Annotated in this window: 25 protein-coding genes; 11 read left to right on the top strand and 14 right to left on the bottom strand. The window is 29.5% G+C overall.

Features of this window, described 5'->3' with window-relative positions; translation table 11 throughout:
- Positions 1 to 76: 76 nt before the first annotated feature.
- From peb3 to ELQ07_RS04150, 4 genes are all read right to left on the bottom strand, one after another.
- Positions 77 to 829, bottom strand: a complete 753-nt coding sequence (peb3, locus tag ELQ07_RS04165; RefSeq protein WP_002886243.1) for an AcfC family glycoprotein adhesin PEB3 — start codon at positions 827 to 829, stop codon at positions 77 to 79.
- Between the two features lie 239 nt (positions 830 to 1,068).
- Positions 1,069 to 1,641, bottom strand: a complete 573-nt coding sequence (locus tag ELQ07_RS04160) for a cytolethal distending toxin subunit A (protein WP_070316696.1) — start codon at positions 1,639 to 1,641, stop codon at positions 1,069 to 1,071.
- Between the two features lie 10 nt (positions 1,642 to 1,651).
- Complete coding sequence (locus ELQ07_RS04155; protein ID WP_070316697.1) at positions 1,652 to 2,455, bottom strand: cytolethal distending toxin subunit B family protein; 804 nt, start codon at positions 2,453 to 2,455, stop codon at positions 1,652 to 1,654.
- 13 nt (positions 2,456 to 2,468) lie between these two features.
- Entirely contained in the window at positions 2,469 to 3,272 is an 804-nt protein-coding gene (locus ELQ07_RS04150; protein WP_088303862.1) for an RICIN domain-containing protein, read from the bottom strand.
- 597 nt (positions 3,273 to 3,869) lie between these two features.
- Between ELQ07_RS04150 and surE the strand changes: the two genes are divergently transcribed.
- From surE to blaOXA, 3 genes are read left to right on the top strand one after another with little or no spacing between them, the layout of a single operon-like run.
- Positions 3,870 to 4,646, top strand: a complete 777-nt coding sequence (gene surE / locus ELQ07_RS04145; protein WP_134224778.1) for a 5'/3'-nucleotidase SurE — start codon at positions 3,870 to 3,872, stop codon at positions 4,644 to 4,646.
- Positions 4,636 to 5,301, top strand: a complete 666-nt coding sequence (locus ELQ07_RS04140; RefSeq protein ID WP_134224777.1) for a ThiF family adenylyltransferase — start codon at positions 4,636 to 4,638, stop codon at positions 5,299 to 5,301. The genes surE and ELQ07_RS04140 overlap by 11 nt, the downstream gene beginning before the upstream one ends.
- Entirely contained in the window at positions 5,298 to 6,071 is a 774-nt protein-coding gene (gene blaOXA, locus ELQ07_RS04135; RefSeq protein WP_134224776.1) for an OXA-184 family class D beta-lactamase, read from the top strand. Before ELQ07_RS04140 ends, blaOXA begins: the two co-directional genes overlap by 4 nt.
- Here the strand turns inward: blaOXA and ELQ07_RS04130 are convergent.
- From ELQ07_RS04130 to ELQ07_RS04100, 7 genes are read right to left on the bottom strand one after another with little or no spacing between them, the layout of a single operon-like run.
- The gene (locus ELQ07_RS04130; RefSeq protein ID WP_134224775.1) at positions 6,027 to 6,908 is read right to left on the bottom strand and encodes a sulfate/molybdate ABC transporter ATP-binding protein; all 882 of its coding nucleotides are present in this window, start codon (positions 6,906 to 6,908) and stop codon (positions 6,027 to 6,029) included. The genes blaOXA and ELQ07_RS04130 overlap by 45 nt on opposite strands.
- Positions 6,905 to 7,579, bottom strand: a complete 675-nt coding sequence (gene modB / locus ELQ07_RS04125) for a molybdate ABC transporter permease subunit (protein WP_002936881.1) — start codon at positions 7,577 to 7,579, stop codon at positions 6,905 to 6,907. The genes ELQ07_RS04130 and modB overlap by 4 nt, the downstream gene beginning before the upstream one ends.
- Positions 7,572 to 7,973, bottom strand: a complete 402-nt coding sequence (locus tag ELQ07_RS04120) for a TOBE domain-containing protein (RefSeq protein WP_134224774.1) — start codon at positions 7,971 to 7,973, stop codon at positions 7,572 to 7,574. Before ELQ07_RS04120 ends, modB begins: the two co-directional genes overlap by 8 nt.
- On the bottom strand, positions 7,970 to 8,719 hold the full coding sequence (gene modA / locus ELQ07_RS04115; protein ID WP_052802222.1) for a molybdate ABC transporter substrate-binding protein: 750 nt from the start codon (positions 8,717 to 8,719) through the stop codon (positions 7,970 to 7,972). The genes ELQ07_RS04120 and modA overlap by 4 nt, the downstream gene beginning before the upstream one ends.
- A gap of 50 nt (positions 8,720 to 8,769) precedes the next feature.
- The gene (bioC, locus tag ELQ07_RS04110) at positions 8,770 to 9,456 is read right to left on the bottom strand and encodes a malonyl-ACP O-methyltransferase BioC (RefSeq protein WP_002936890.1); all 687 of its coding nucleotides are present in this window, start codon (positions 9,454 to 9,456) and stop codon (positions 8,770 to 8,772) included.
- Positions 9,453 to 10,064 (bottom strand): pimeloyl-ACP methyl esterase BioG family protein, encoded by a 612-nt coding sequence (locus ELQ07_RS04105; RefSeq protein ID WP_088303857.1) that lies wholly within the window; start codon positions 10,062 to 10,064, stop codon positions 9,453 to 9,455. Before ELQ07_RS04105 ends, bioC begins: the two co-directional genes overlap by 4 nt.
- Complete coding sequence (locus ELQ07_RS04100; RefSeq protein ID WP_088303856.1) at positions 10,061 to 11,203, bottom strand: pyridoxal phosphate-dependent aminotransferase family protein; 1,143 nt, start codon at positions 11,201 to 11,203, stop codon at positions 10,061 to 10,063. Before ELQ07_RS04100 ends, ELQ07_RS04105 begins: the two co-directional genes overlap by 4 nt.
- Positions 11,204 to 11,270: 67 nt before the next feature.
- Between ELQ07_RS04100 and ELQ07_RS04095 the strand changes: the two genes are divergently transcribed.
- Positions 11,271 to 12,554: an adenosylmethionine--8-amino-7-oxononanoate transaminase gene (locus ELQ07_RS04095; protein ID WP_134224773.1), complete on the top strand. Its 1,284-nt coding sequence runs from the start codon at positions 11,271 to 11,273 to the stop codon at positions 12,552 to 12,554.
- Here ELQ07_RS04095 and bioD read toward each other — a convergent pair.
- Genes bioD through ELQ07_RS04080 form a run of 3 tightly spaced genes read right to left on the bottom strand, consistent with a single transcriptional unit; the run spans position 12,541 to position 13,811 of the window.
- Positions 12,541 to 13,146: an ATP-dependent dethiobiotin synthetase BioD gene (bioD, locus tag ELQ07_RS04090; protein WP_134224772.1), complete on the bottom strand. Its 606-nt coding sequence runs from the start codon at positions 13,144 to 13,146 to the stop codon at positions 12,541 to 12,543. The genes ELQ07_RS04095 and bioD overlap by 14 nt on opposite strands.
- A gap of 9 nt (positions 13,147 to 13,155) precedes the next feature.
- Positions 13,156 to 13,470 carry a multidrug efflux SMR transporter gene (locus ELQ07_RS04085; protein ID WP_134224771.1) on the bottom strand — a complete coding sequence of 105 codons (315 nt, stop codon included), beginning with the start codon at positions 13,468 to 13,470 and terminating at the stop codon, positions 13,156 to 13,158.
- A gap of 2 nt (positions 13,471 to 13,472) precedes the next feature.
- Positions 13,473 to 13,811 carry a multidrug efflux SMR transporter gene (locus ELQ07_RS04080; RefSeq protein WP_134224770.1) on the bottom strand — a complete coding sequence of 113 codons (339 nt, stop codon included), beginning with the start codon at positions 13,809 to 13,811 and terminating at the stop codon, positions 13,473 to 13,475.
- Positions 13,812 to 13,941: 130 nt separating this feature from the next.
- Between ELQ07_RS04080 and ELQ07_RS04075 the strand changes: the two genes are divergently transcribed.
- The 7 genes from ELQ07_RS04075 to hisC are packed head-to-tail and all read left to right on the top strand — an operon-like array spanning position 13,942 to position 20,246.
- Complete coding sequence (locus ELQ07_RS04075) at positions 13,942 to 14,478, top strand: 50S ribosomal protein L25/general stress protein Ctc (protein ID WP_002791314.1); 537 nt, start codon at positions 13,942 to 13,944, stop codon at positions 14,476 to 14,478.
- Positions 14,475 to 15,020, top strand: a complete 546-nt coding sequence (gene pth, locus ELQ07_RS04070; RefSeq protein ID WP_070316701.1) for an aminoacyl-tRNA hydrolase — start codon at positions 14,475 to 14,477, stop codon at positions 15,018 to 15,020. Before ELQ07_RS04075 ends, pth begins: the two co-directional genes overlap by 4 nt.
- A 1-nt stretch (position 15,021) precedes the next feature.
- Entirely contained in the window at positions 15,022 to 16,080 is a 1,059-nt protein-coding gene (locus tag ELQ07_RS04065; protein WP_134224769.1) for an LptF/LptG family permease, read from the top strand.
- 43 nt (positions 16,081 to 16,123) lie between these two features.
- Entirely contained in the window at positions 16,124 to 17,332 is a 1,209-nt protein-coding gene (lysA, locus tag ELQ07_RS04060; protein WP_134224768.1) for a diaminopimelate decarboxylase, read from the top strand.
- A 1-nt stretch (position 17,333) separates the two neighbouring features.
- Positions 17,334 to 18,101, top strand: a complete 768-nt coding sequence (locus ELQ07_RS04055) for an HAD-IIA family hydrolase (RefSeq protein ID WP_088303851.1) — start codon at positions 17,334 to 17,336, stop codon at positions 18,099 to 18,101.
- Positions 18,089 to 19,162, top strand: coding sequence for a prephenate dehydratase (gene pheA / locus ELQ07_RS04050; protein WP_126393744.1), 1,074 nt, complete (start codon positions 18,089 to 18,091; stop codon positions 19,160 to 19,162). The genes ELQ07_RS04055 and pheA overlap by 13 nt, the downstream gene beginning before the upstream one ends.
- Positions 19,152 to 20,246: a histidinol-phosphate transaminase gene (gene hisC, locus ELQ07_RS04045; RefSeq protein ID WP_134224767.1), complete on the top strand. Its 1,095-nt coding sequence runs from the start codon at positions 19,152 to 19,154 to the stop codon at positions 20,244 to 20,246. The genes pheA and hisC overlap by 11 nt, the downstream gene beginning before the upstream one ends.
- The last annotated feature ends 50 nt before the right edge of the window (positions 20,247 to 20,296 follow it).

Genomic DNA, 20,296 nt, shown 5'->3' with positions numbered 1-20,296 from the left:
TTTAAACATTTTATCTTATTTTGGCTTAATTAAAAGAAGTTATGGAAGAATACACGCTAAAAAGCGTGTATGAAGATTATTCTCTCCAGCCGTATTTTTTAAAAATTTCTTTAGCTTCCTTAGAACTTAAATAAGCAATAAAATCTTGTGTTTCTTTGCTCGCACCTTCTTTAGCTACCACATTAAAAGTTCTATAAACAACCAAATCTTTTTCTATAGCTACGGCAGTTCCTATGTCAGGATTGCTTTTTGACCAGTCAATCCAAGTGATCCAAGCATCGGCTTGATCTTGTGCGAAAAGCTTTCTTGCACTTCCACTATTTGGAACAAAAGCTACGATATTGTTTCTAAAATTTTGTATGGTTTTTATATCTTGAGTTCTACCTATCATATCTTCCCAAACTCCCGTTCCAGAAGTATTACTCTTTCCAGCACCTTCAGGCACAACAATTCTTACTTTTTTATTGGCCAAATCTTTTAAACCTTTGATTTTTAAAGGATTGCCTTTTTGAGTAAGTATGATGGCTTCTCTAAAATACAAAGGCTTGATTTTACTCACATTAAAATCTTTCCCAAAATCACTCGCTATAGCTAAAGCCGATTGATCTGAAGCACCAAATAAAATATCTGCATCTTTTTTAGCCTTTTCAAACCAAGTCGCTTGAGGGCCAAAATTTACATTTACTTTAACGCCTGTTTTTTCGCTATATTTACTTGCTATATCTTTTAAGGCCGTGTGTGGGCCACCTGGTCCGTAAAGATTTACATCTGCATTTGCCATACTAAAAGCTAAGGCACATGCACCAAATAAAGTAATAATTTTTTTCATAGTATTTCCTTTTATGATAAATTTTTATTGATTGAAGGTGAGATTTTAGAAATTATATGTTAATAAATAGTTATAATGTAATAAAAATATTACCAATGTATAATAAATATTAATTTTTTATAAAATAAAATTGTAAATGAAGTATTGTTTATTATTAAAATCATAGATATAAATTAGAATAGATTTGGTATTATTTTAATAATATTGTAAACCGAAATTTTTGGTTTACAAATGTATAATTAATAAATAGGGGTTGCTTCTATAATAGCTGGAGTAAAAAACATTAATTCATTTAAATCTAAAAATAAAGCTGGATCCAAAGTGCAAGGTTGTATACCAAAGCGATTTTCTATAGCGACATTTGGATTATAAAATGTTACCATACACTCTCTTCCTCCTTCAACTAAAGATCTAATTTGAACTGCTGGTCCTGTTGTCGGCATAATAGAGAATACAGTTTCTAATTTTTCATCTTCTAAATCTTTTGTACAAGATTTTCCTCCAAAAAACCCACTTTCTAGTATTGCTAAACATAAATCACTATCGCTTGGATTAACAAATTGCACATAACCAAAAGGTAACTCTTTTGCTAATTCATCCCTTTGTTTTAATTTGTCATTAAGTATAATTTCTCTTAGAATCCAATTTTGATCTTCAAGTTTCTGAGAAGTTTCTCTGAATGGACTTAAACTAATTCCTGTTTCTAAAGATCTTATGGCAAACATAGGGGTAAAATCAGACAAGTCGCCTGGTTGTTCAATTGATCTAGATAAACTTAAAAAAATAAAAATTAAAACAAAAATTTTTTTCATGGTATTACCTTTAAAATTTTCTAAAATTTACTGGAAAGTGGTCTGATGCTAAAAAGGTTCTAAGACCTGCAAAAGCTAGTATAGCAAGTATTGATGGCGGACTATATCTTCTACTTATATCAGAATTTCCAGTAATGGCATAATCAAGAACATCGCCGCTTGCTTGTGTAAAAGAAGAAGGGGTAACAAAAGAGATTCTTGATCTTAAATCAGCATCTAGCAAGGGTGCTAATAATCCTGGATTTCTATTAAAATCGCCCATAATCATCCAGTTTATTTGAGGCATATTTCTAAAATGAGCATCTATAGCTGTTACTATAGCTCCTGCATCATTACCACCTCTTGCTAAAGCATGGATACTAAAAAAAGCATCATTTCCTATACGAATTCCTATAATAGGTCGTGAGCTTACAGTTGGAGGAGGTAAAACTATAACTTCATCAGCTTGTCTTCTGCTGACTATAGCCATATTAACTCTATTTGCGCCTACGTCTATTCTTGAGTAATATATAAAAACAGAATTTGGACGAGATGAGGTGCCTAAATTCCATTCATATTCGTGAATAGGAATACCTATTCCAACAGGTTGAACTTGTCTTTGTGTCATTACTGCAGTAGTAGGGAGAACCCCTGCTTCTTGAATAGCAAGAATATCCATAGGATTATCTCCTGTGACAAGTTGTCTAATGCTAATATTCCATTTGCTCTCTGTTGCTGCTGAAGAGCCTTGTAAATTCCATGTTCCAACATTATAATCTTCCAAGGCTCCAAAAAGTAAATTTATACTAAAAACCAATAAAAATATTTTTTTCATATTAAACTCCATTTTATCTATACGGTCTATGAGAAGCAAAAGTAGGTGCTGTTATATACCATTGTCTATCTAGATTTTTTTCACCTGATTTTAAACAGTCTGTTGTATATATATCATAAAAAGAGAAATTGAATTCATGCATCACATCTTGTATGGGAGTTTGAATACATTTTTGAGTTGCAAAATTTTGAATTTGGTAAGCTCCATTGCTCATAGGATAAAGTTTCCAAAATTGTGCATAATTACTTTGATCGCAAGGATAATGAACAATTCCTTCCCCATAAGCATTTAAACAAGTTAGTGTTTTGGCATTTTTAATCATAACCTTATTATTAGGAAATTCTATAAGTTGCCATATATTTGCATCTCCAAAAGGTATGCTTGAGTATAGATTATAACCCCATATCCAATTTCCCGGTCTTAATGCCCAAACAGTTAAAGCAGCTCCTGAAGGACCCATAATAGTCACGAAATCGCTTGGATATCCTCTATTTTCATATACAGATGCATCATTAAATTCGCCATTTGATTTTAATCTTGGCAAAGGTCCTTTAATACTACTACTATTATCTTTAAAAGTATTTAATTTTATTAAAGGTGGTTCTAACGGGATATCTGCTGGAATTAGGTTTGTGTCATCAATTAATGCAGGAATTTCTTGTTTAGCTGGTATTGTAGGTTTTTTTCCTATTTTAAGAGGATCGCTATCATATAATTTACCATAAGAACGCCCTAAAGGATTGAGTTCTTTAGAGGAACATCCAATAAAAAATAATAACAACAAGCTTAATATTATTACAAGATTAATTTTTTGCATTTTTTCTCCTTGAAGCAAAAATATTGTAAGTATATTAATATATTTTTTAAAAAGATATAAAATTTATAATTTATTTAATTTTTTAAATATATGTAAAGAATAAAAATAGTAAGTGATATCAATATTTATAAGTAATGCAGACAGTTTGGTAATAAATGAAATTAAGTAAAGTTTTGAAGCAAAATAAAGAAAATTGATAATAGACTAAAGGCTTTGTGATTGAGATAATTTGAATTTTGAAAGTACTATTTATAGAGAGTTGATATTAGTGTTTATAATCTCTAAAACTAGGAAGATTGAAATTAAGTGTTCCTGGATTTTAACAAGATATTGTATTAAAATTAAAAAGTATAGATAATTATTATATTTTTTATTATATGGTTGAATGTTAGAGAAATTATTTACATTTATAGGTGAAAATTTTAAACTAAATAGCAAAAATCAAAGTCTAATTCCTATGCTGATTTTATGGATTAGCTTTATTAAATTGAATTAGAGATAAGGAATATAAAAGTATTAGTAAAATTAGTAGTAGAAATTTAATCTATACTTGTACTTAAGGCTTTTTATGTTAAAATACTTAAAAAAAGGGTAAGAATGAAAAGAATTTTAATTACCAATGATGATGGTTATGAGAGCGAAGGACTTAAAAAGCTTGTCAAAATGTTAAAAAAAGAATTTAAAGTTAAAATTACCATAGTAGCTCCTGCTACTGAAAAATCAGCCTGTTCGCACTCTATAACTTTAACAAAACCCTTACGCTTTGTTAAAGTAGGAAAAAGATTTTACAAACTTGATGATGGTACTCCTGCAGATTGTGTTTATCTTGCACTTCACGCACTTTATAAAACACGCTTGCCTGATCTTGTAATCAGTGGGATTAACAAAGGAGCAAATGTAGGGGAAGATATTACTTACTCAGGAACTTGTGCAGGAGCTATGGAGGCGGTTTTACAAGGAATTCCTGCTATCGCTCTTTCTCAATTTTATAAAAAAAGTGAAAAAGAACTAGACTATAAAAATGCTTTAAAAATTACCAAAAAAATCATTCAAAATATTTTTGATAAAGGTTTTCCTTTGGAAAAAAAAGAATTTTTAAATATCAATTTTCCTGCAAAATCAAAAATCAAAGGCATTAAAATTTGTAAAGCGGGCAAAAGGGTTTATAATTTTGAAGCTCACTCAAATGTCAATCCGAGAGGAGTTGAGTATTATTGGCTTGCAGCGGCGAATTTAGACTTTGAAGATGAGAAAAATAGCGATATTGCCTTACTTAAAAAAGGCTACGCTACAATAACCCCTATAATGCTGGATCTTACAGCTTATGAAAGAATGAAAAAAGTTAAAAAATGGTTAAAGGCAAATGATGAATGATAGATTTACACGTATAAAATGGCTAGTTGGAGAAGAAAAATTTCAAAAAATTTCACAAACAAAAGTTTTGGTTTGCGGACTTGGTGGAGTGGGTGGAATTTGCGTTGATACACTTTATCGTAGCGGTTTTAAAAACCTTACTTTAATTGATGCGGATAAATTTGAAATCACTAATCAAAATCGCCAAATTCATAGCGAAAATATAGGCGAAGAAAAGGCTAAAGTATTTGAAAGAATTTATAAGGCTAAAGGTATAGTCAGTAAAATCGATGAAGATTTTTTAAAAAAATTTGATTTAAGCGAGTTTGATCTTATCATAGATGCCATTGATGATATCCCTGCAAAAGTAGCTTTAGCTCATCTTATAGATTTTAAAAAACAAATTTTTATTTCTTCAACAGGTGGAGCTAGAAAGCTTGATCCAACACGTATTAAAACCACAAGTATTTTTAAAACTTACGGTGATGCTTTAGCGAAAAAATTTCGCTATGAACTTAGAAAATCAGGCTTTAAGGGAAATTTTGATGTGGTATTTTCTGATGAAGAAGCACATTGCAAAGATTTAGGTTCTTTTATGGGCGTGACAGCTTCTTTTGGCTTAGTTTTAGCAAGTTTAGCAATGAGAAAAGTCTTATCAAGATATAAAGAGCAGTGAGAAATTTTATTGTATTTATATTGTTTTTGAATATAGCCATTGGAGAGGATAAAATACTTGGTAATTTTTTTAAAGATTATAATACAAGTGGGACTTTTATAGTCTTTAATGGAAAAAATTATGCAAGTAATGATTTTAAAAGAGCTAAAAAAGCTTTTTCTCCTGCTTCAACTTTTAAAATTTTTAATGCTTTAATTGCACTTGATAATGGTGTAGTTAGAGACACAAAGGAAATTTTTTATCATTATAAGGGTGAAAAAGTATTTTTGCCCTCTTGGAAACAAGATGCTAGTTTAAGCTCAGCCATAAAATGCTCTCAAGTGCCTGCTTTTAAAGAATTGGCAAGAAACATAGGACTTAAAACTATGCAAGAAAGCTTAAATAAACTTTCTTATGGAAATACAAAAATTTCAAAAATCGATACCTTTTGGCTAGATAATTCTTTACAAATTTCTGCAAAAAATCAAGCTGATTTACTTTTTAAACTTTCGCAAAATTCTTTACCTTTTTCTAAAAAAAATCAAGAAGAAGTTAAAGAAATTATTCTTTTTAAGGAAGATAAAATCCAAAAAATTTATGCTAAAACAGGTTTTAATGATAATATCAATTTAGCTTGGATTGTTGGATTTGTAAAGATTAAAAACAAAATTTTATCTTTTGCTTTAAATGTTGATATAAAGGACATTAAAAATATTAAAATAAGGGAAGAATTATTAAATAAGTATTTAGCTAATTTTTTCAACAATAATAGGATTAAAAGCTTTTACTGAAAGTATGAGAGTATCGCCTATTTTTATATCTTGATAAGCTTTTAAAAATTCCTCTTCACTAAGAGTGATTTTAATAATATCTTGATTTAAAAGCAAGGTTAAAACCACCAAAATATCACTTTTTTTAATTTCAAGTAAAGTCGCACTCAAACGCAATTTTGCACTAATACTTGAATGAGTAAAAAATTCATTTTTAGGAAAATCCTTAATGATATTTCCATTTTTAAGCTCTAAAATTCTATGACTTAACTTATAAATTTCAGCCAAATCATGACTTACCAATAAAGTACTTATCTTAAAATACTCTAAAATTTTAGCCAATTCATCTTGTAAATTGGCGCGCATTTTAAAATCCAAAGCACTCAAAGGCTCATCTAAAAGCAAAATTTTTGGTTCTCTTGCTAAAGCTCTTGCTAAAGCTACTCTTTGTGCTTGTCCTCCGCTTAAATGTTTAGGATAAATTTTAGCCAAATTTTCAAGACCCATTAAGGCTAAAAGCTCACTAACCTTTGCTTTAGAACTAGCGGCATAGGCGATGTTTTCTTTTACATTCATATTTGGAAAAAGCGCATAATCTTGAAAAACAAAACCAATTTTTCTTTTTTGTAAAGCTAAGCTAAAATTTTTTGAAGAATCAAACCAAAGTTCATTATCTGCTTCTATACGCCCAAATTCAGGTCTTATAAGCCCTGCTATGATTTTTAAAAGAGTAGTTTTTCCTGCTCCACTTTCGCCAAAAAGTGCAGTAATTTTTCCTGATTCTATATCTTTTTTAAAATTTAAATCCACCCTTCCTTTAGCGGTATTCATAGGATGATTGATATCAATTTTTATCATTGAAAACTCATTTTTTTATTGACAAAATAAAGACTAAAAAGCACTAAAAAAGAAAAAATAAACAATATAAAAGCATATTGATGGGCTAAGCTATAGTTTAAGATTTCAAGTTCATCATAAATAGCTATACTAGCCACTAAAGTTTCGCCTTGTTTATGTCCTCCTATCATCATCACGACTCCAAATTCACCCACAGTATGAGCAAAACTCATCGCACAAGCACTAAAAATTCCTGCTTTAGAATTAGGTAAAATCACTCTAAAAAGAGTATAAATTTTACTTTTACCTAAACTATAAGAAGCATCGAGCAAATTTGGATTAATCGATGAAAAGGCACTTTGTAAAGGATTTACCATAAAAGGCAAAGAAAAAATCAAAGAAGCAAAAACAAGACCTTCAAAACTAAAAACTAAAGAAAGATTAAAATATTCTTTTAAAACTTGCCCTAAAAAACTATTAGCCGAAAAAGTTACAAGCAAATAAAATCCCAAAACACTAGGAGGTAAGATTAAAGGCAGAGAAATAAAGCTTTGAAGAATTGTTTTAAAAGGAAAACGCACAAAACTTAACAAATAAGCTAAAAAAACACCAATAAAAAAAAGAATAAAAGTCGTGATAAAAGCAAGTTTAAAAGTAAGATAAAGGGTTTGTAAAAAAGCTGGATCAAGCACTATGACTCCTTAATACAATATCATTTGCTTTTACAAAACAAAACCATTCTTGATTTTCACAAAGTTCAAGTTCTAAAGCTTTTTCTTTAGTGATAATACTAGAAAGCTCATTACCTTTAAAATCAAAAAATACCTGATACAAAAGTTCGCCTTTTTTAATTTTTGTAATTTTAGCTAAAAAAGAATTTTCAACACTTAAAAGAGTTTTACTTGTGCTAAAACAAAGTTCATGCTCTTTAAAAAGAAGTTCTACACTCGCACCAATTTTTAAATTTTCTAAAGATTTTAATTCAAGCATTAAAACACTAAAAATCACTTCTTTAGAAAGTATTTTAACAATAACTATATCCTCTTGATTCAAAAGTTCATAAATTTGTCCTTTTATAAGGTTCATGGTGTGCTAAATCCGTATTTTTTAAAAATCTCTTTTGCTTTTGAAGAACTAATAAATTCACTAAATTCAAAGGCTAATTTTTTATCCTTAGCATATTTTGTAATGACATAACTTTGCTCTAAAGGGCTAAAATACTTTGGATTAATAATACTTGTTTTACCTTTAGGATGATTGATAGGAGAAACTAAAGAATAAGCCACTATAGCTATATCTACATTTTTACTATCTACATGTAAAACAGGTACTGAGATATTTTCGCCTAAAACGATTTTGTCTTTAAAAAGCTCATTTAAATCCAAATTTTCAAGCACTTCTTTAGCCGCTACTCCATAAGGAGCTACTTTAGGATTGGCTATGCTTAGATGCGTGATTTTACCTGCCTTTTCTTTTAAATTTTCAACACCTCCTTGGAGTAAATTTTCATCCAAACTATACAAAGCCAAAACTCCTAAAACATAAACTTTTGGTTTTATTAAGGCATTTTTATCATCATAAATAGCCTTAGCATATTTAGTATCTGCTGAAAAAAAGAGATCAAATTCTCTCCCTTGTTTTAAAAGCTCATAATATTTTCCAGAAGCACCAAAAACCAATTCTATTTTATCTTTTGGATGTGTTTTTAAAAACTCATCTTTAACTTCACTCATCGCCTTTGAAGCTGAAGAAGCCACGAAAATACTTAAATTTTGTGCATTTAAACACGAAACAAAAAACAAAATCCCAAAAAATACTATAAACTTTTTCATTTAGTTTTCCTTGTGTAAAAATTTAATTTTTGGATTATAACACAAAAAATTCATTTTATATCATTTTTGCATAAAATAAATACAGGATGATAAGTGAGTTTGTTTTGAAATTTTTCTTCAAATTCTTTTAAAAAACTTTTATTTAAAGGATAAAATCCTAAAGAATTTACCCCGCTTAATTTTAAATGCCTGAAAACATCTAAAGTATTATTAAAGCTTAATTCTATGAGTTCTTGAGTGATTTTTACTTCATCAAAATAGACTTTAAAAATTTGCTCTAATTCATTTAAGCTAAAATAATTTAAACCAAAACCCGTACTTTGTTTGATTTCTTTTAAATTTTGTTTTGCAAAAGTAGAAAGAAGTAAAATTCCATTTTGATTTAGCATATTTCTAAGACTTGGTATAATGCGTTTTAAATCAAGCCATTGCAAAGTTGCATTTGAAACAATAAGATCAAATTTCTCTTTACTTAAATCTTGTTTTGCAATTTCATTCATATCAAAAATTAAAATATTAGAATTTTCTTTAAAGTTTAAAATATCGTTTTTTAAATACTCATTAAAAGTAATGAAATTTTGAAGTTTTTTGCTAAATTCACCCCTACCACAACCAAATTCAAATACTTTTTCAAAATGTGAAATTTTTAAATCTTTTAAAATTTCACAAAGTTTTAAACCCATAAAATCTTGCACTTTTGCATGTTTTTCATAATCTTTTGCTTTTAAAAAATTCAAAGCTCATCCCAAGTTTTAAAATGAAAAAAAGCAAAATGCGGTTCATCTAAAAAAATCAAATTTTTAAAACTATTTTTCAAGGCATTTGGTGGAAAAATTTCATCTTCTTTACTTGAATAAACCTTATCCCAAAGCAAATTTTCTTCTTGTTTTGTTAAAGCAAAGTCAAAAAGTTTTTCAAGCTCTATTTTCAAAGATTTTTCATCTTTAAAAATAAAATCTTTGGCTAAGCTTTTGCGTTCTTCAAATAAAACTTCTTTAAAATATTTTAATTTAAAATTTTGCAGGGTTTTTTTAAAAATTGTAGAATGAATTCCTTTTAATTTATCTATGCCTAAATTTGTGCCATTTATGGCTATTTTTTGTTTAAAATGAAGCTCTTTTAAAAGTCTATTTGCTACGCAAACTCCCATAGAAAAAGCGATTAAAAAAAGTTCATCAAAAGCTTTGAAATCAAAATTTAAATCAAAATTTTCATAATCATAAAATAAAATCACATTTTTATTGCTTTTTAAATGCGAAAAATGACTAGGATGTGAAGCAAACCCTCCAAATACCACTATAAGTTTTTTTGAATCAGGATTTTTACATAAAAATTCATATTTCATAAAAGCTCTATTATCCTTTCAAGTTCTTCTGTGTTAAGTCCTGCGTGCAAAGAAAAACGAATTCTAGCTGTATTTTTTGGCACAGTAGGTTCTTTGATCGCAGGAGCAAAAAATCCAGCTTTTTGGAGTTTTTGTGAAATTTCTAAGGCTTTTTTATTTTCACCTAAAAGCAAGCAAATGATATAAGCATCGCCTAAAACAGTGTGATTTTTTTCTTGCAATTTACTTTTAAAAAAAGTGCTTAAAAGTTCTAATTTTTCTCTTTCTTTCTTAAAACAAGGTATTTTTTTAAAAATAAATTGTGTCCAAGCTACATTAATAGGCGGCAAGGCTGTAGAATAAATAAAAGCTCTAGCTTTGTTGATGAAAAATTTTTTATATTTTTCATCACATATCATACAAGCACCTATGGAAGCAAGGGCTTTTCCAAAGGTAAAAACCAAAAAATCCACTTCATTTTCTAAGGCTAGTTTTTTAATAAGCCCCAAACCCTCTTTATCAAAACAACCCACGCTGTGTGCTTCATCTATATAAAGCTTAATTTTATCATAACGTTTTTTAAGCTCACACAAAGTTTTAAAATCGCTAAAATCTCCATCCATACTAAATAAAGCTTCGCTTAAAACGATGATATTTTCATAATTTTCATAATGTTTTTGGATTAAACTCTCTAAATGATTTATATCTTTATGGTGAAAACGAAAAAAATCAGCTCTACCAAGTCTTAAGCCATCAATCATACTTGCATGAATAAATTTATCAGCTAAAAAAAGCGTCTTAGAAACGCTAGAAAGTGCTGCTATGCAAGAGATATTTAAATGATAGCCACTATTAAAATGTAAAATTTCCTTATCTTTAAATTTAGTCTTTAAAAAACTTTCTAATTCTTCATAAATTTCAAAATTTCCACTCAAACTTCTTGAACTCGAACTTGAAAAAAACAAATCTTGTTCTTTTAGGGTGTTTAAAAACTCAGCTTTTAACTCTTTAGAAGACGCCAAATAAAGATAATCATTTCCTGCTAAATTTAAAAGTTTTTGATCTTGCTTATAAACAAATTTATTTTCATGTTTTAAAGGCGTTAGAGTTCTTAGATTGTGATTTTGCTCTAGATCTTGCAAAATTTTTTCAAGCTTCATTTTTTTCCTGTAAATTTAAAAATTTAAAGTATTATTTTGCCAAAATATTTTTAAAAAAGAAGTTATAATGCAAAATCAAATCTTAAAAAATCTCGATTTAAAACACATTTGGCACCCTTGTACACAAATGAAAGATCACGAAACCCTACCTTTAATCCCTATAAAAAAAGCAAAAGGCGTATGGCTTTATGATTTTGATGATAAGGCTTATATGGATTGTGTGAGTTCTTGGTGGGTCAATCTTTTTGGTCATTGTAATGAAAAAATCACAAATGCCATTAAAAAACAAGTTGATGAGCTAGAGCATGTGATCTTAGCAGGCTTTACACATGAGCCCATCATCAAGCTTTCTGCAAGACTTTGCGAAAAAGTAGGCAGGAATTTTAACAAATGTTTTTATGCAGATAATGGCTCAAGTGCTATTGAAGTAGCACTTAAGATGAGTTTTCATTATCATTTAAATAAGGGAGTGAAAAAAAGTAAATTTTTATCTTTAAGCAATTCTTATCATGGCGAAACCTTAGGAGCCTTAAGTGTAGGAGATGTAGCGCTTTATAAAGATACTTACAAAGCTTTGCTTTTAGAGTGTTTAAGCACGCCTGTGCCACAAGGTAAAGACTATACTAAAGAGCTTGAAATTTTAAAAGATATTTTAGAAAAAAATGCAAGTGAAATTTGTGCTTTTATACTTGAACCCTTGGTGCAATGTGCAGGAAATATGCATATGTATGAAGCAGGGTTTATTGATGAGGCCATAAAGCTTTGCCATAAATTTGGAGTGCAAGTGATTTTTGATGAAATTGCGGTAGGTTTTGGACGCACAGGCACTTTGTTTGCCTTACATCAATGCAAACAAAGCCCCGATTTTATCTGCCTTTCAAAAGGGATCACGGGTGGATTTATGCCACTTTCTGTAGTGCTTACAAGAGATGAAATTTATAATGCTTTTTATGATACTTATGAAAGCCAAAAGGCTTTTTTACATTCTCATAGCTATACGGGAAATACCTTAGCTTGCGCCGCAGCAAATGCGGTTTTAGATATCTTTGAGGATGAAAATATTTTAGTAAAAAATCAAATTTTAAGTGCCTTTATCCAGCAAGAATTTTTAAAACTTAAAAAATTTGATTTTTTAGGAAATTTTAGAACTTGTGGAATGATCAGTGCTTTTGATATTTTAAGCTCTAAATACGAACGTGTGGGACTTTTTGTATTTCAAAAAGCCTTAGAAAAAGGTTTGCTTTTAAGACCTTTAGCAAATACGATTTATTTTATGCCTCCTTACATCATCACAAAAGAACAAATCGTTTATGTAGTAGAGAGTTTAGAACAAATTTTTAAGAAATTTTAAGTTGCAAAATTTCTTGCATTTGCTCTTTAAAATCTTTATTTAAAATGCTATTTTCATCAAAAAAATCAAGATTAATTATGGGAATTTTTGCATAATTTTTTATAAAATCATCTTGAAAGGTATCTTTTTTGCCCATCATCACAAGGGCTAAAATATTGATATTTCTTTGCTTTAAAGCTTCAATGCTAAGTAAAATATGATTAATGCTTCCAAGATAGTATTTTGCTACTAAAATCGTAGGGTGTTTAAAAATATTCATAAAATCAATCATAGTGTAATTTTCATCCATAGGAGAAAAAAGCCCACCCGCAAGCTCAATAAGTAGGTTCTCACTTTTTGGTAAAATGATATCTAAGGCTTTATAATCAAGCTTTTCTTTGATTTTTCCAAGATGAGGGGAAGCTGGAGTTTGCAAAAAAATACCTTCTTTAAAAATCTTTGTTTTTGGGCTAAATTTTGCAATAAACTCGCTATCTGTTGGAGTTCCTGCTTGAATGAGTTTAAAATAATCATAGTTAAAATTCGCACAAAAAACTGCGCTAAAATGTGTTTTTCCTACATCAGTATGTATTCCACTTACATAAATTTGCACAAAAAATCCTCAAGAAAGAAATTTTAAACCCACTGTACAAGCAATAATCACAGCGATTAAAAAAAGTTTTAAAAAACTTTTACTTTCTTTATAAAAAAGCACTCCTATCATTGCCCCACCAGCGGTTCCAGCTCCTGTCCATATAGCATAAGCAACACTCATAGCGATATTTTGCATACTTAAGCTTAAAAAAGTAAAAGAAAACCCAAAGCACACTATCAAAGCCAAAAGATAAAGCTTATTTTTAGTATTTACAAGTTCTTTCATGATCGCCACGCCAAAAATTTCACAAGTAGTAGCTAAAAACAAATAAAACCATTCCATGTTTAAGCTTCCTTGCTTACCCATTTAAGGGCTATAATGCTTAAAAGTAAAATCGCTATAAGCACAAGTTTAACTATAGAAACAGCCTCATTAAAAATAAACATTTCATTTAAAACCACTCCTATAGTGCCAATGCCTACAAAAACACTATAAGCAATGCTTACTTCAAGTCTTTCACAAGCTTTTAAAAAACAAGTAAAAGAAATACAAACCCCAATGGCTGTTAAAATATAGTGCCAAATTTCTGTAGAATACTTAAGTCCACTTACCCAAAAACATTCTATAATCCCGCCTAAGATTATTAAAAACCAAGCTATATTGATATTGAATTTTTCATTCACATGAAGCCTTAAATTAACATAATTTATAAAACAAATTATATCTTAAAGAAATTAAAAGAAGCTATAAATTTACTTTTCCATAAGCCAAAATTAGATATAATCAAAGCTCATTTTTAAGAAAGGACAAAAGATGTTAGAAGGTATCGTTAGAGAGAGTATCGGTAGAAAAGCTGCTAAAGCTTTAAAAAGAGATGGTTATCTAATCGCAAACATCTATGGAAAAGGATTAGAAAACATCAATGCCGCTTTTAAAGTAAATGAGTTTATTAAGGAAGTTCGTAAAAAAACTACTTTAATTTTTGATGTAAAAGTAGGTTCTCAAACTTTAAGTGTTGTAGTTGTGGATTATCAAAAAGATCCTGTAACTGCAGAACTTAAACATGTGGATTTAAAAGTTGCGCAAAAAGGTGTGATTTCTAAATACATGGTTCCAGTTAAAATCACAGGAACAGCTATAGGTCTTAAAAATAAAGGTGTTTTAATCCAATCAAAAAGAAGATTAAAAGTAAAATGTGCAGCTGAAAATTTACCAAATTTCTTCGAACTTGATGTAAGTAAACTTGATGTGGGTGATGCTTTACTAGTTCGTGATATTGTAGTTCCTGCGGGAGTAACTATGATTGATGCTGATAGAGTAGCGGTTGTAGGTGTAGAAAAAGCTAGATGATTTTAGTCGTAGGGCTTGGCAATATAGGCGTAGAGTATGAAAATACCCGTCATAATGTCGGTTTTATGCTAATTGACTTGCTTTTAAAAGAAAGCAATTTTACAAATCTTACAAACTCTAAATTTAAAGGAGAACTTTTTAAAATAGGTTCTTCTTTAATTCTTCTTAAACCTAGCACTTATATGAATAATTCAGGACTTAGTGTAAAAGCAGTGAATGATTTTTATAAATGCGAAAGAATGATAGTTATCCATGATGATATAGATATAAATTTAGGAGCCTTGCGCTTTAAAAAAGGCGGTTCAAGTGGTGGACATAATGGGCTTAAAAGCATAGATACTTTATGTGGAAATGATTATGAAAGAGTGCGTATAGGAGTGGGAAAGGGTGAAAATGTGATTTCCCATGTTTTAGGTAAATTTAAATCCGAAGAAGAAATAACTTTAAGCAAAGTTTTAGAGCATACAAAAAAAGCTTTGCTTGAGCTTATTGAAAATGATGATTTGTCTGCTATATCATCCAAATACAGCCTAAAGGCTTAAGATGTGGATATTTTTTCGTTTTATTTCAGGGATTTATTTAAAAATTTTTTTTATTATATTTTTTTCTTTGCTTGGTTTTTATTGCGGTATTGATTTGCTCTTAAATTTTAAAGATCTACCAAAAGCCGCAAATCTTGATTTGCTTTATGTTATGTTTTTATCTTTCTCGGCAGTGCCTTATGTATTACCCATTTCTTTGATTTTTGCTTTGGTAGTTTCTTTGATTTCTATGATCAGAGCAAATGAATTTGTAAGTCTTTATGCGTTAGGACTGAGCAGAAATTATGTTATTTTATTTCCTTTTTTATGGGCTTTATTTTTTTGTTGTATTTATATAGGATTGAATTTTACTTCTTTTGCTTATGCAAATGATTATAAGAGAAATATTTTAAAAAATGGCACTATTATGAATCAAAGTGGAGAAGTGTTTTTGAAATTTAACAATAATTTTGTTTATATTTCAAAGATAAACAATGGACAAAATAGTGCTCAAAATATAAAAATTTTTAATATCAATGATTTAAATTTAAGCTCTTTTGTAAGTGCTAAAAATGCCCATTTTGAGGGTGAAAGTTGGATTTTGCGAGATGGTAATATTACATTATTACCTAAAAATTATGAACTTGCTAATGATGGTTTAAAGATACAAGATTTCTTCGAGCTTAAATCACTTGAGGGTTTTAAACCAAAGATTATAGAAGGGGTTGCTAGTAATAGTGATTATTCAATATCTGACGCACTTGAAAGTTTTGAGCTTTTTAAGGCGCAAAATGTCAATACAGATGCTCTTAAAATCAATCTTTATAAATTTGTTTTTACTCCTTTTTTTGCACCATTTTTAATGCTTATTATGTATTATTTTTTTCCTGTAATAGCAAGATTTTTTAATCTTGCTTTTGTAACTTTTATAGCTTTTGTAGTGACTTTGATGATTTGGGGAGTCTTGTTTTTGCTTACTAGATTAAGCGAAAATAGTGTGATTGCAAGTGAAATTGGCATTGTAGTGCCTATTATAATTTTGGGTTGTTTAAGTGCTTATATGTATTATAAGCATCGATAAATTAAACTTTGTGTAGTAAAATTATAAAAATTAAAGGTTAAATATGGATTATAAACAATTAAAGCAAGAATTTAATACTCCTTTTTATATTTACAATTTTGATTTCATAAAAGAGCGTTTTTTAAATCTCAAAGAGGCTTTTAAGGCTAGAAAATCTCAAATTTTTTACGCTGTAAAAGCCAATTCAAATTTAAGTTTGTTGCAAATGCTCGCAAATTTAGATAGTGGATTTGATTGTGTAAGTATAGGCGAGGTAAAGCGTGCCTTAAAAGCAGGAGCAAAAGCTTATAAGATTATTTTTAGTGGAGTAGGAAAAACCAAAGAAGAGTTAAGACAAGCTTTAGAATATGATATTTTATATATTAACCTTGAAAGCGAAGCTGAAATGATGCTTTTAGAAAGTGTGGCTAAAGAACTTAATCTAAAGGCAAGAATCAGTATCCGTGTTAATCCAAATGTTGATGCAAAAACTCACCCTTATATTTCTACAGGATTAAATGAAAATAAATTTGGTGTTGAAATTGATATAGCAAGAAAAATGTATCTTTATGCAAAAAATTCATCTTTTTTAGAGCCCGTTGGAGTGCATTTTCATATAGGTTCGCAACTTTTAGATATTTCTCCCATTCATGAAGCAGCAGGCATTGTTGCAAAACTTGTAAGAGAGTTAAAAGCCTTGCAAATCGACCTTAAATTTTTTGATATAGGCGGTGGTTTGGGTGTAGCTTATGAAAAAGATGAGTGTGAACCTGATCTTTATAATTATGCACAAGGTATATTAGCACAACTTCATGGGCTTGATTTAACCATAGGAATGGAGCCTGGAAGGTATTTAGTTGCTAAAAGTGGAGAATTTGTTTGTTCAGTGCTTTATGAAAAACAAAATAAAACCAAGCGTTTTGTTGTAGTAGATGGAGCGATGAATGATCTTATACGCCCAAGTTTATACGAGGCTTATCATGAAATAATCTTACCTTATAATCAAGCTCAAGAGAGTTTATGTGATGTTGTAGGTGGAATTTGTGAGAGTGGAGACTTTTTTGCTAAAGCAAGGTCTTTACCTAGCACTCAAAGCGGCGATATAATGGTTATTAAAAATACTGGAGCTTATGGTTTTAGTATGAGTAGTAATTACAATACTCGTAATAAAGCTTGCGAATTAGCCCTTGAAGAAGGACAGGTAAGATTGATCCGTCAAAGAGAAAATTTTGAAGATCAAATCGCTTTAGAAGAGAAATTTTTAAAGGCTTAAAATGTTTTTTTTAGATGTTCAAGGGACTTTAATTTCTGATCATGATAAATCTTTAATCCATGGTGCTAAAGAATTGATTGATTTTTTAAATGCAAAAAATCTTCCTTATCTTATCATTACTAACAATACAAAAAAACTTGATTTTTTAGAAAAATTACAGCAAAAAGGATTGGCTATAAAAGAAAATGCTTATATTGATCCTTTCAGCGTTTTAAAACACCTTTTAAGACCTTGTAAAGTTGCGGCTTTTGGTGCAGATGAGTTTGTAAAAAGTCTTGAAAATCTTGGTTTTGAGCTCGATTTTGTAAATCCTAGTGCTGTGCTTGTGGCTAGTTATGATGATTTTAAATTTAAAGATTTTGCCACTATGATAGAATTGGCTAAAAGAGAAGTTAGATTTATAGCTATGCACGAAACTAGTATTTATAAAAAAGATGGTAGGCCTTATCCTGGTGTAGGTAGCATTATGGCTATGCTTAAAAATGCTATTGATTTTGAATACGAGGTTGTGGGTAAGCCTAGCATTGTTTTTTATAAAGAAGCTTTAAATTTGATAAGAAGACAAAATTCAAAAATCGATTTTGAAGATATTAAAATCATTAGTGATGATTTTAGGGGTGACTTGCTTAAGGCAAAAGAACTTGGCATGAAAACCTTGCTAGTTTTAAGCGGCAAGATAAGCGACACAAAAGGGCTTGATACGGATTTGCTTGATGGAGTTTACCCTAGTGTTTTTGAGTTTTTAAAGGATCTAAAATGCCAAATTTAGAAGAATTTAGAAATAAAATCGATGCGGTTGATGATAAAATTTTAGATCTTTTAAATGAAAGAATGACTTATGTTAAAAGTATAGGTGAGCTTAAACAAAGTAGTGGGGGAAGTATTTATCGTCCTGAGCGTGAAAGAGCCATTATCAATCGTTTAAAAAATGCAAATTTAGGACTTTTAGATCAAAATGCCATAGAGGCAATTTATCAAGAAATTTTTGCAGTTTCAAGAAATTTAGAAATGCCTCAAATTGTAGCTTATTTAGGGCCTGAAGGAACTTATACGCATCAAGCAGCAAGAAGTCGTTTTGGTGCGATGAGTCGTTATATAGCCTTGGCCAATATCGAAGATGTTTTTAAAGAGTTAAGCAACAAAGAAGCAAAATACGGTGTTGTACCTATAGAAAATAATACCGAAGGTGCAGTGGGCATTACTTTAGATTGTCTAGGTAAGTATAATGAGCTTAAAATTTTTGGCGAAATTTATATGGATATTCATCATTCTTTTGTAGGAATTAATGAAAATTTAAAAGAAATCAAACGCATTTATTCGCATCCGCAAGGTTATAATCAATGTCGTAAATTTTTAGAAAGTCATGAACTTAGTGCTATAGAATTTGTTCCTTCAAAATCTACAGCTAATGCAGCTTACCTAGCTTCGCAAGATAAATATGCAGCAGCAATTTGTTCTAAAATAGCGGCTAAACTTTATAATGTGCCCGTACTTTTTGATAAAATAGAAGATAATGCAGCCAATAAAACAAGATTTTTAATTTTAAGCGATATTAAAAATCCTAAAATGCCAAATTGTAAAACTTCTATTTTAGCACACACAGCACATAAACCTGGGGGGCTTAGCTTTTTATTAGAGCAGTTTAAAAAAGAAAATATTAATCTTACTAAGCTTGAATCTCGTCCTGTAAAATCAAAAGAATTTTTACACAGTTTTTATATAGATTTTGAAGGGCATATTGATGATGAAAATGTAAAAAAAGCCTTAAAAGATATACAAGAGATTGTTTGGCTTGGATCTTATTTATCAGGAGAAAAAGATGAAATTTAATGAATTTTTAAATCATTTAAGCAATTATGAACCTGGCAAAGATATAGAAGTTATTGCTAAAGAATATGGCGTTAAAGAAGTGATGAAATTAGCAAGTAATGAAAATCCTTTTGGTACACCACCAAAAGCCATAGAATGTTTAAGACAAAATGCAAACAAAGCTCATCTTTACCCTGATGATAGTATGATAGAACTTAAAAGCACATTGGCTCAAAAATATAAAGTTCAAAATGAAAATATTATCATTGGTGCAGGTAGTGATCAAGTGATTGAATTTGCTATACATGCTAAGTTAAATTCTAAAAATGCTTTTTTGCAAGCTGGAGTTACCTTTGCTATGTATGAAATTTATGCCAAACAATGCGGTGCAAAGTGCTATAAAACTCAAAGCATTACTCATGATTTAAATGAGTTTAAAAAGCTTTATGAAGCACACAAAGATGAAATTAAACTCATTTTCTTATGCTTACCAAACAATCCTTTAGGCGAGTGTTTGGATGCAAGTGAAGTGACCAAGTTTATTAAAGGTGTAGATGAGGATTGTTTAGTTGTGATTGATGCAGCTTATAATGAATTTGCAAGTTTTAAAGATAGCAAAAAACATTTAAAACCTTGTGAATTGATTAAAGAATTTGACAATGTACTTTATTTAGGAACTTTTTCTAAACTTTATGGATTAGGAGGCTTACGCATTGGTTATGGTATAGCTAATGCTAATATTATTAGTGCATTTTACAAGCTTCGTGCACCTTTTAATGTGAGTAATCTTGCTTTAAAAGCAGCAGTTGCAGCAATAGATGATGATGAATTTACTAAAAAAACTTTAGAGAATAATTTTTCTCAAATGGAGCTTTATAAAGAATTTGCTAAAAAATATGATATTAAAATCATTGATAGTTATACAAATTTCATCACTTATTTTTTTGATGAAAAAAATAGTACAGATTTGTCTGAAAAATTGCTTAAAAAGGGTATAATAATAAGAAATTTAAAAAGCTATGGTTTAAATGCTATACGCATTACTATAGGAACATCTTATGAAAATGAAAAATTTTTTACAGAATTTGATAAGATTTTAAGATAGATAAATCAAATAAAAATATGCAAAATTCGCTAAACTAAGGGATGAGAATT

This window comes from Campylobacter sp. US55, assembly GCF_004378955.1.
GTDB classification, from domain to species: Bacteria; Campylobacterota; Campylobacteria; order Campylobacterales; family Campylobacteraceae; genus Campylobacter_D; species Campylobacter_D jejuni.
This window is presented reverse-complemented; position numbering and strand designations above follow the sequence as displayed.

Coding starts and splice junctions, on each gene's coding strand:
- peb3 (WP_002886243.1), bottom strand. CDS start 829: ATGAAAAAAATTATTACTTTATTTGGTGCATGTGCCTTAGCTTTTAGT.
- ELQ07_RS04160 (WP_070316696.1), bottom strand. CDS start 1,641: ATGAAAAAAATTTTTGTTTTAATTTTTATTTTTTTAAGTTTATCTAGA.
- ELQ07_RS04155 (WP_070316697.1), bottom strand. CDS start 2,455: ATGAAAAAAATATTTTTATTGGTTTTTAGTATAAATTTACTTTTTGGA.
- ELQ07_RS04150 (WP_088303862.1), bottom strand. CDS start 3,272: ATGCAAAAAATTAATCTTGTAATAATATTAAGCTTGTTGTTATTATTT.
- surE (WP_134224778.1), top strand. CDS start 3,870: ATGAAAAGAATTTTAATTACCAATGATGATGGTTATGAGAGCGAAGGA.
- ELQ07_RS04140 (WP_134224777.1), top strand. CDS start 4,636: ATGATGAATGATAGATTTACACGTATAAAATGGCTAGTTGGAGAAGAA.
- ELQ07_RS04130 (WP_134224775.1), bottom strand. CDS start 6,908: ATGATAAAAATTGATATCAATCATCCTATGAATACCGCTAAAGGAAGG.
- ELQ07_RS04120 (WP_134224774.1), bottom strand. CDS start 7,973: ATGAACCTTATAAAAGGACAAATTTATGAACTTTTGAATCAAGAGGAT.
- modA (WP_052802222.1), bottom strand. CDS start 8,719: ATGAAAAAGTTTATAGTATTTTTTGGGATTTTGTTTTTTGTTTCGTGT.
- ELQ07_RS04105 (WP_088303857.1), bottom strand. CDS start 10,064: ATGAAATATGAATTTTTATGTAAAAATCCTGATTCAAAAAAACTTATA.
- ELQ07_RS04100 (WP_088303856.1), bottom strand. CDS start 11,203: ATGAAGCTTGAAAAAATTTTGCAAGATCTAGAGCAAAATCACAATCTA.
- ELQ07_RS04095 (WP_134224773.1), top strand. CDS start 11,271: ATGCAAAATCAAATCTTAAAAAATCTCGATTTAAAACACATTTGGCAC.
- ELQ07_RS04085 (WP_134224771.1), bottom strand. CDS start 13,470: ATGGAATGGTTTTATTTGTTTTTAGCTACTACTTGTGAAATTTTTGGC.
- ELQ07_RS04075 (WP_002791314.1), top strand. CDS start 13,942: ATGTTAGAAGGTATCGTTAGAGAGAGTATCGGTAGAAAAGCTGCTAAA.
- pth (WP_070316701.1), top strand. CDS start 14,475: ATGATTTTAGTCGTAGGGCTTGGCAATATAGGCGTAGAGTATGAAAAT.
- ELQ07_RS04065 (WP_134224769.1), top strand. CDS start 15,022: ATGTGGATATTTTTTCGTTTTATTTCAGGGATTTATTTAAAAATTTTT.
- lysA (WP_134224768.1), top strand. CDS start 16,124: ATGGATTATAAACAATTAAAGCAAGAATTTAATACTCCTTTTTATATT.
- ELQ07_RS04055 (WP_088303851.1), top strand. CDS start 17,334: ATGTTTTTTTTAGATGTTCAAGGGACTTTAATTTCTGATCATGATAAA.
- pheA (WP_126393744.1), top strand. CDS start 18,089: ATGCCAAATTTAGAAGAATTTAGAAATAAAATCGATGCGGTTGATGAT.
- hisC (WP_134224767.1), top strand. CDS start 19,152: ATGAAATTTAATGAATTTTTAAATCATTTAAGCAATTATGAACCTGGC.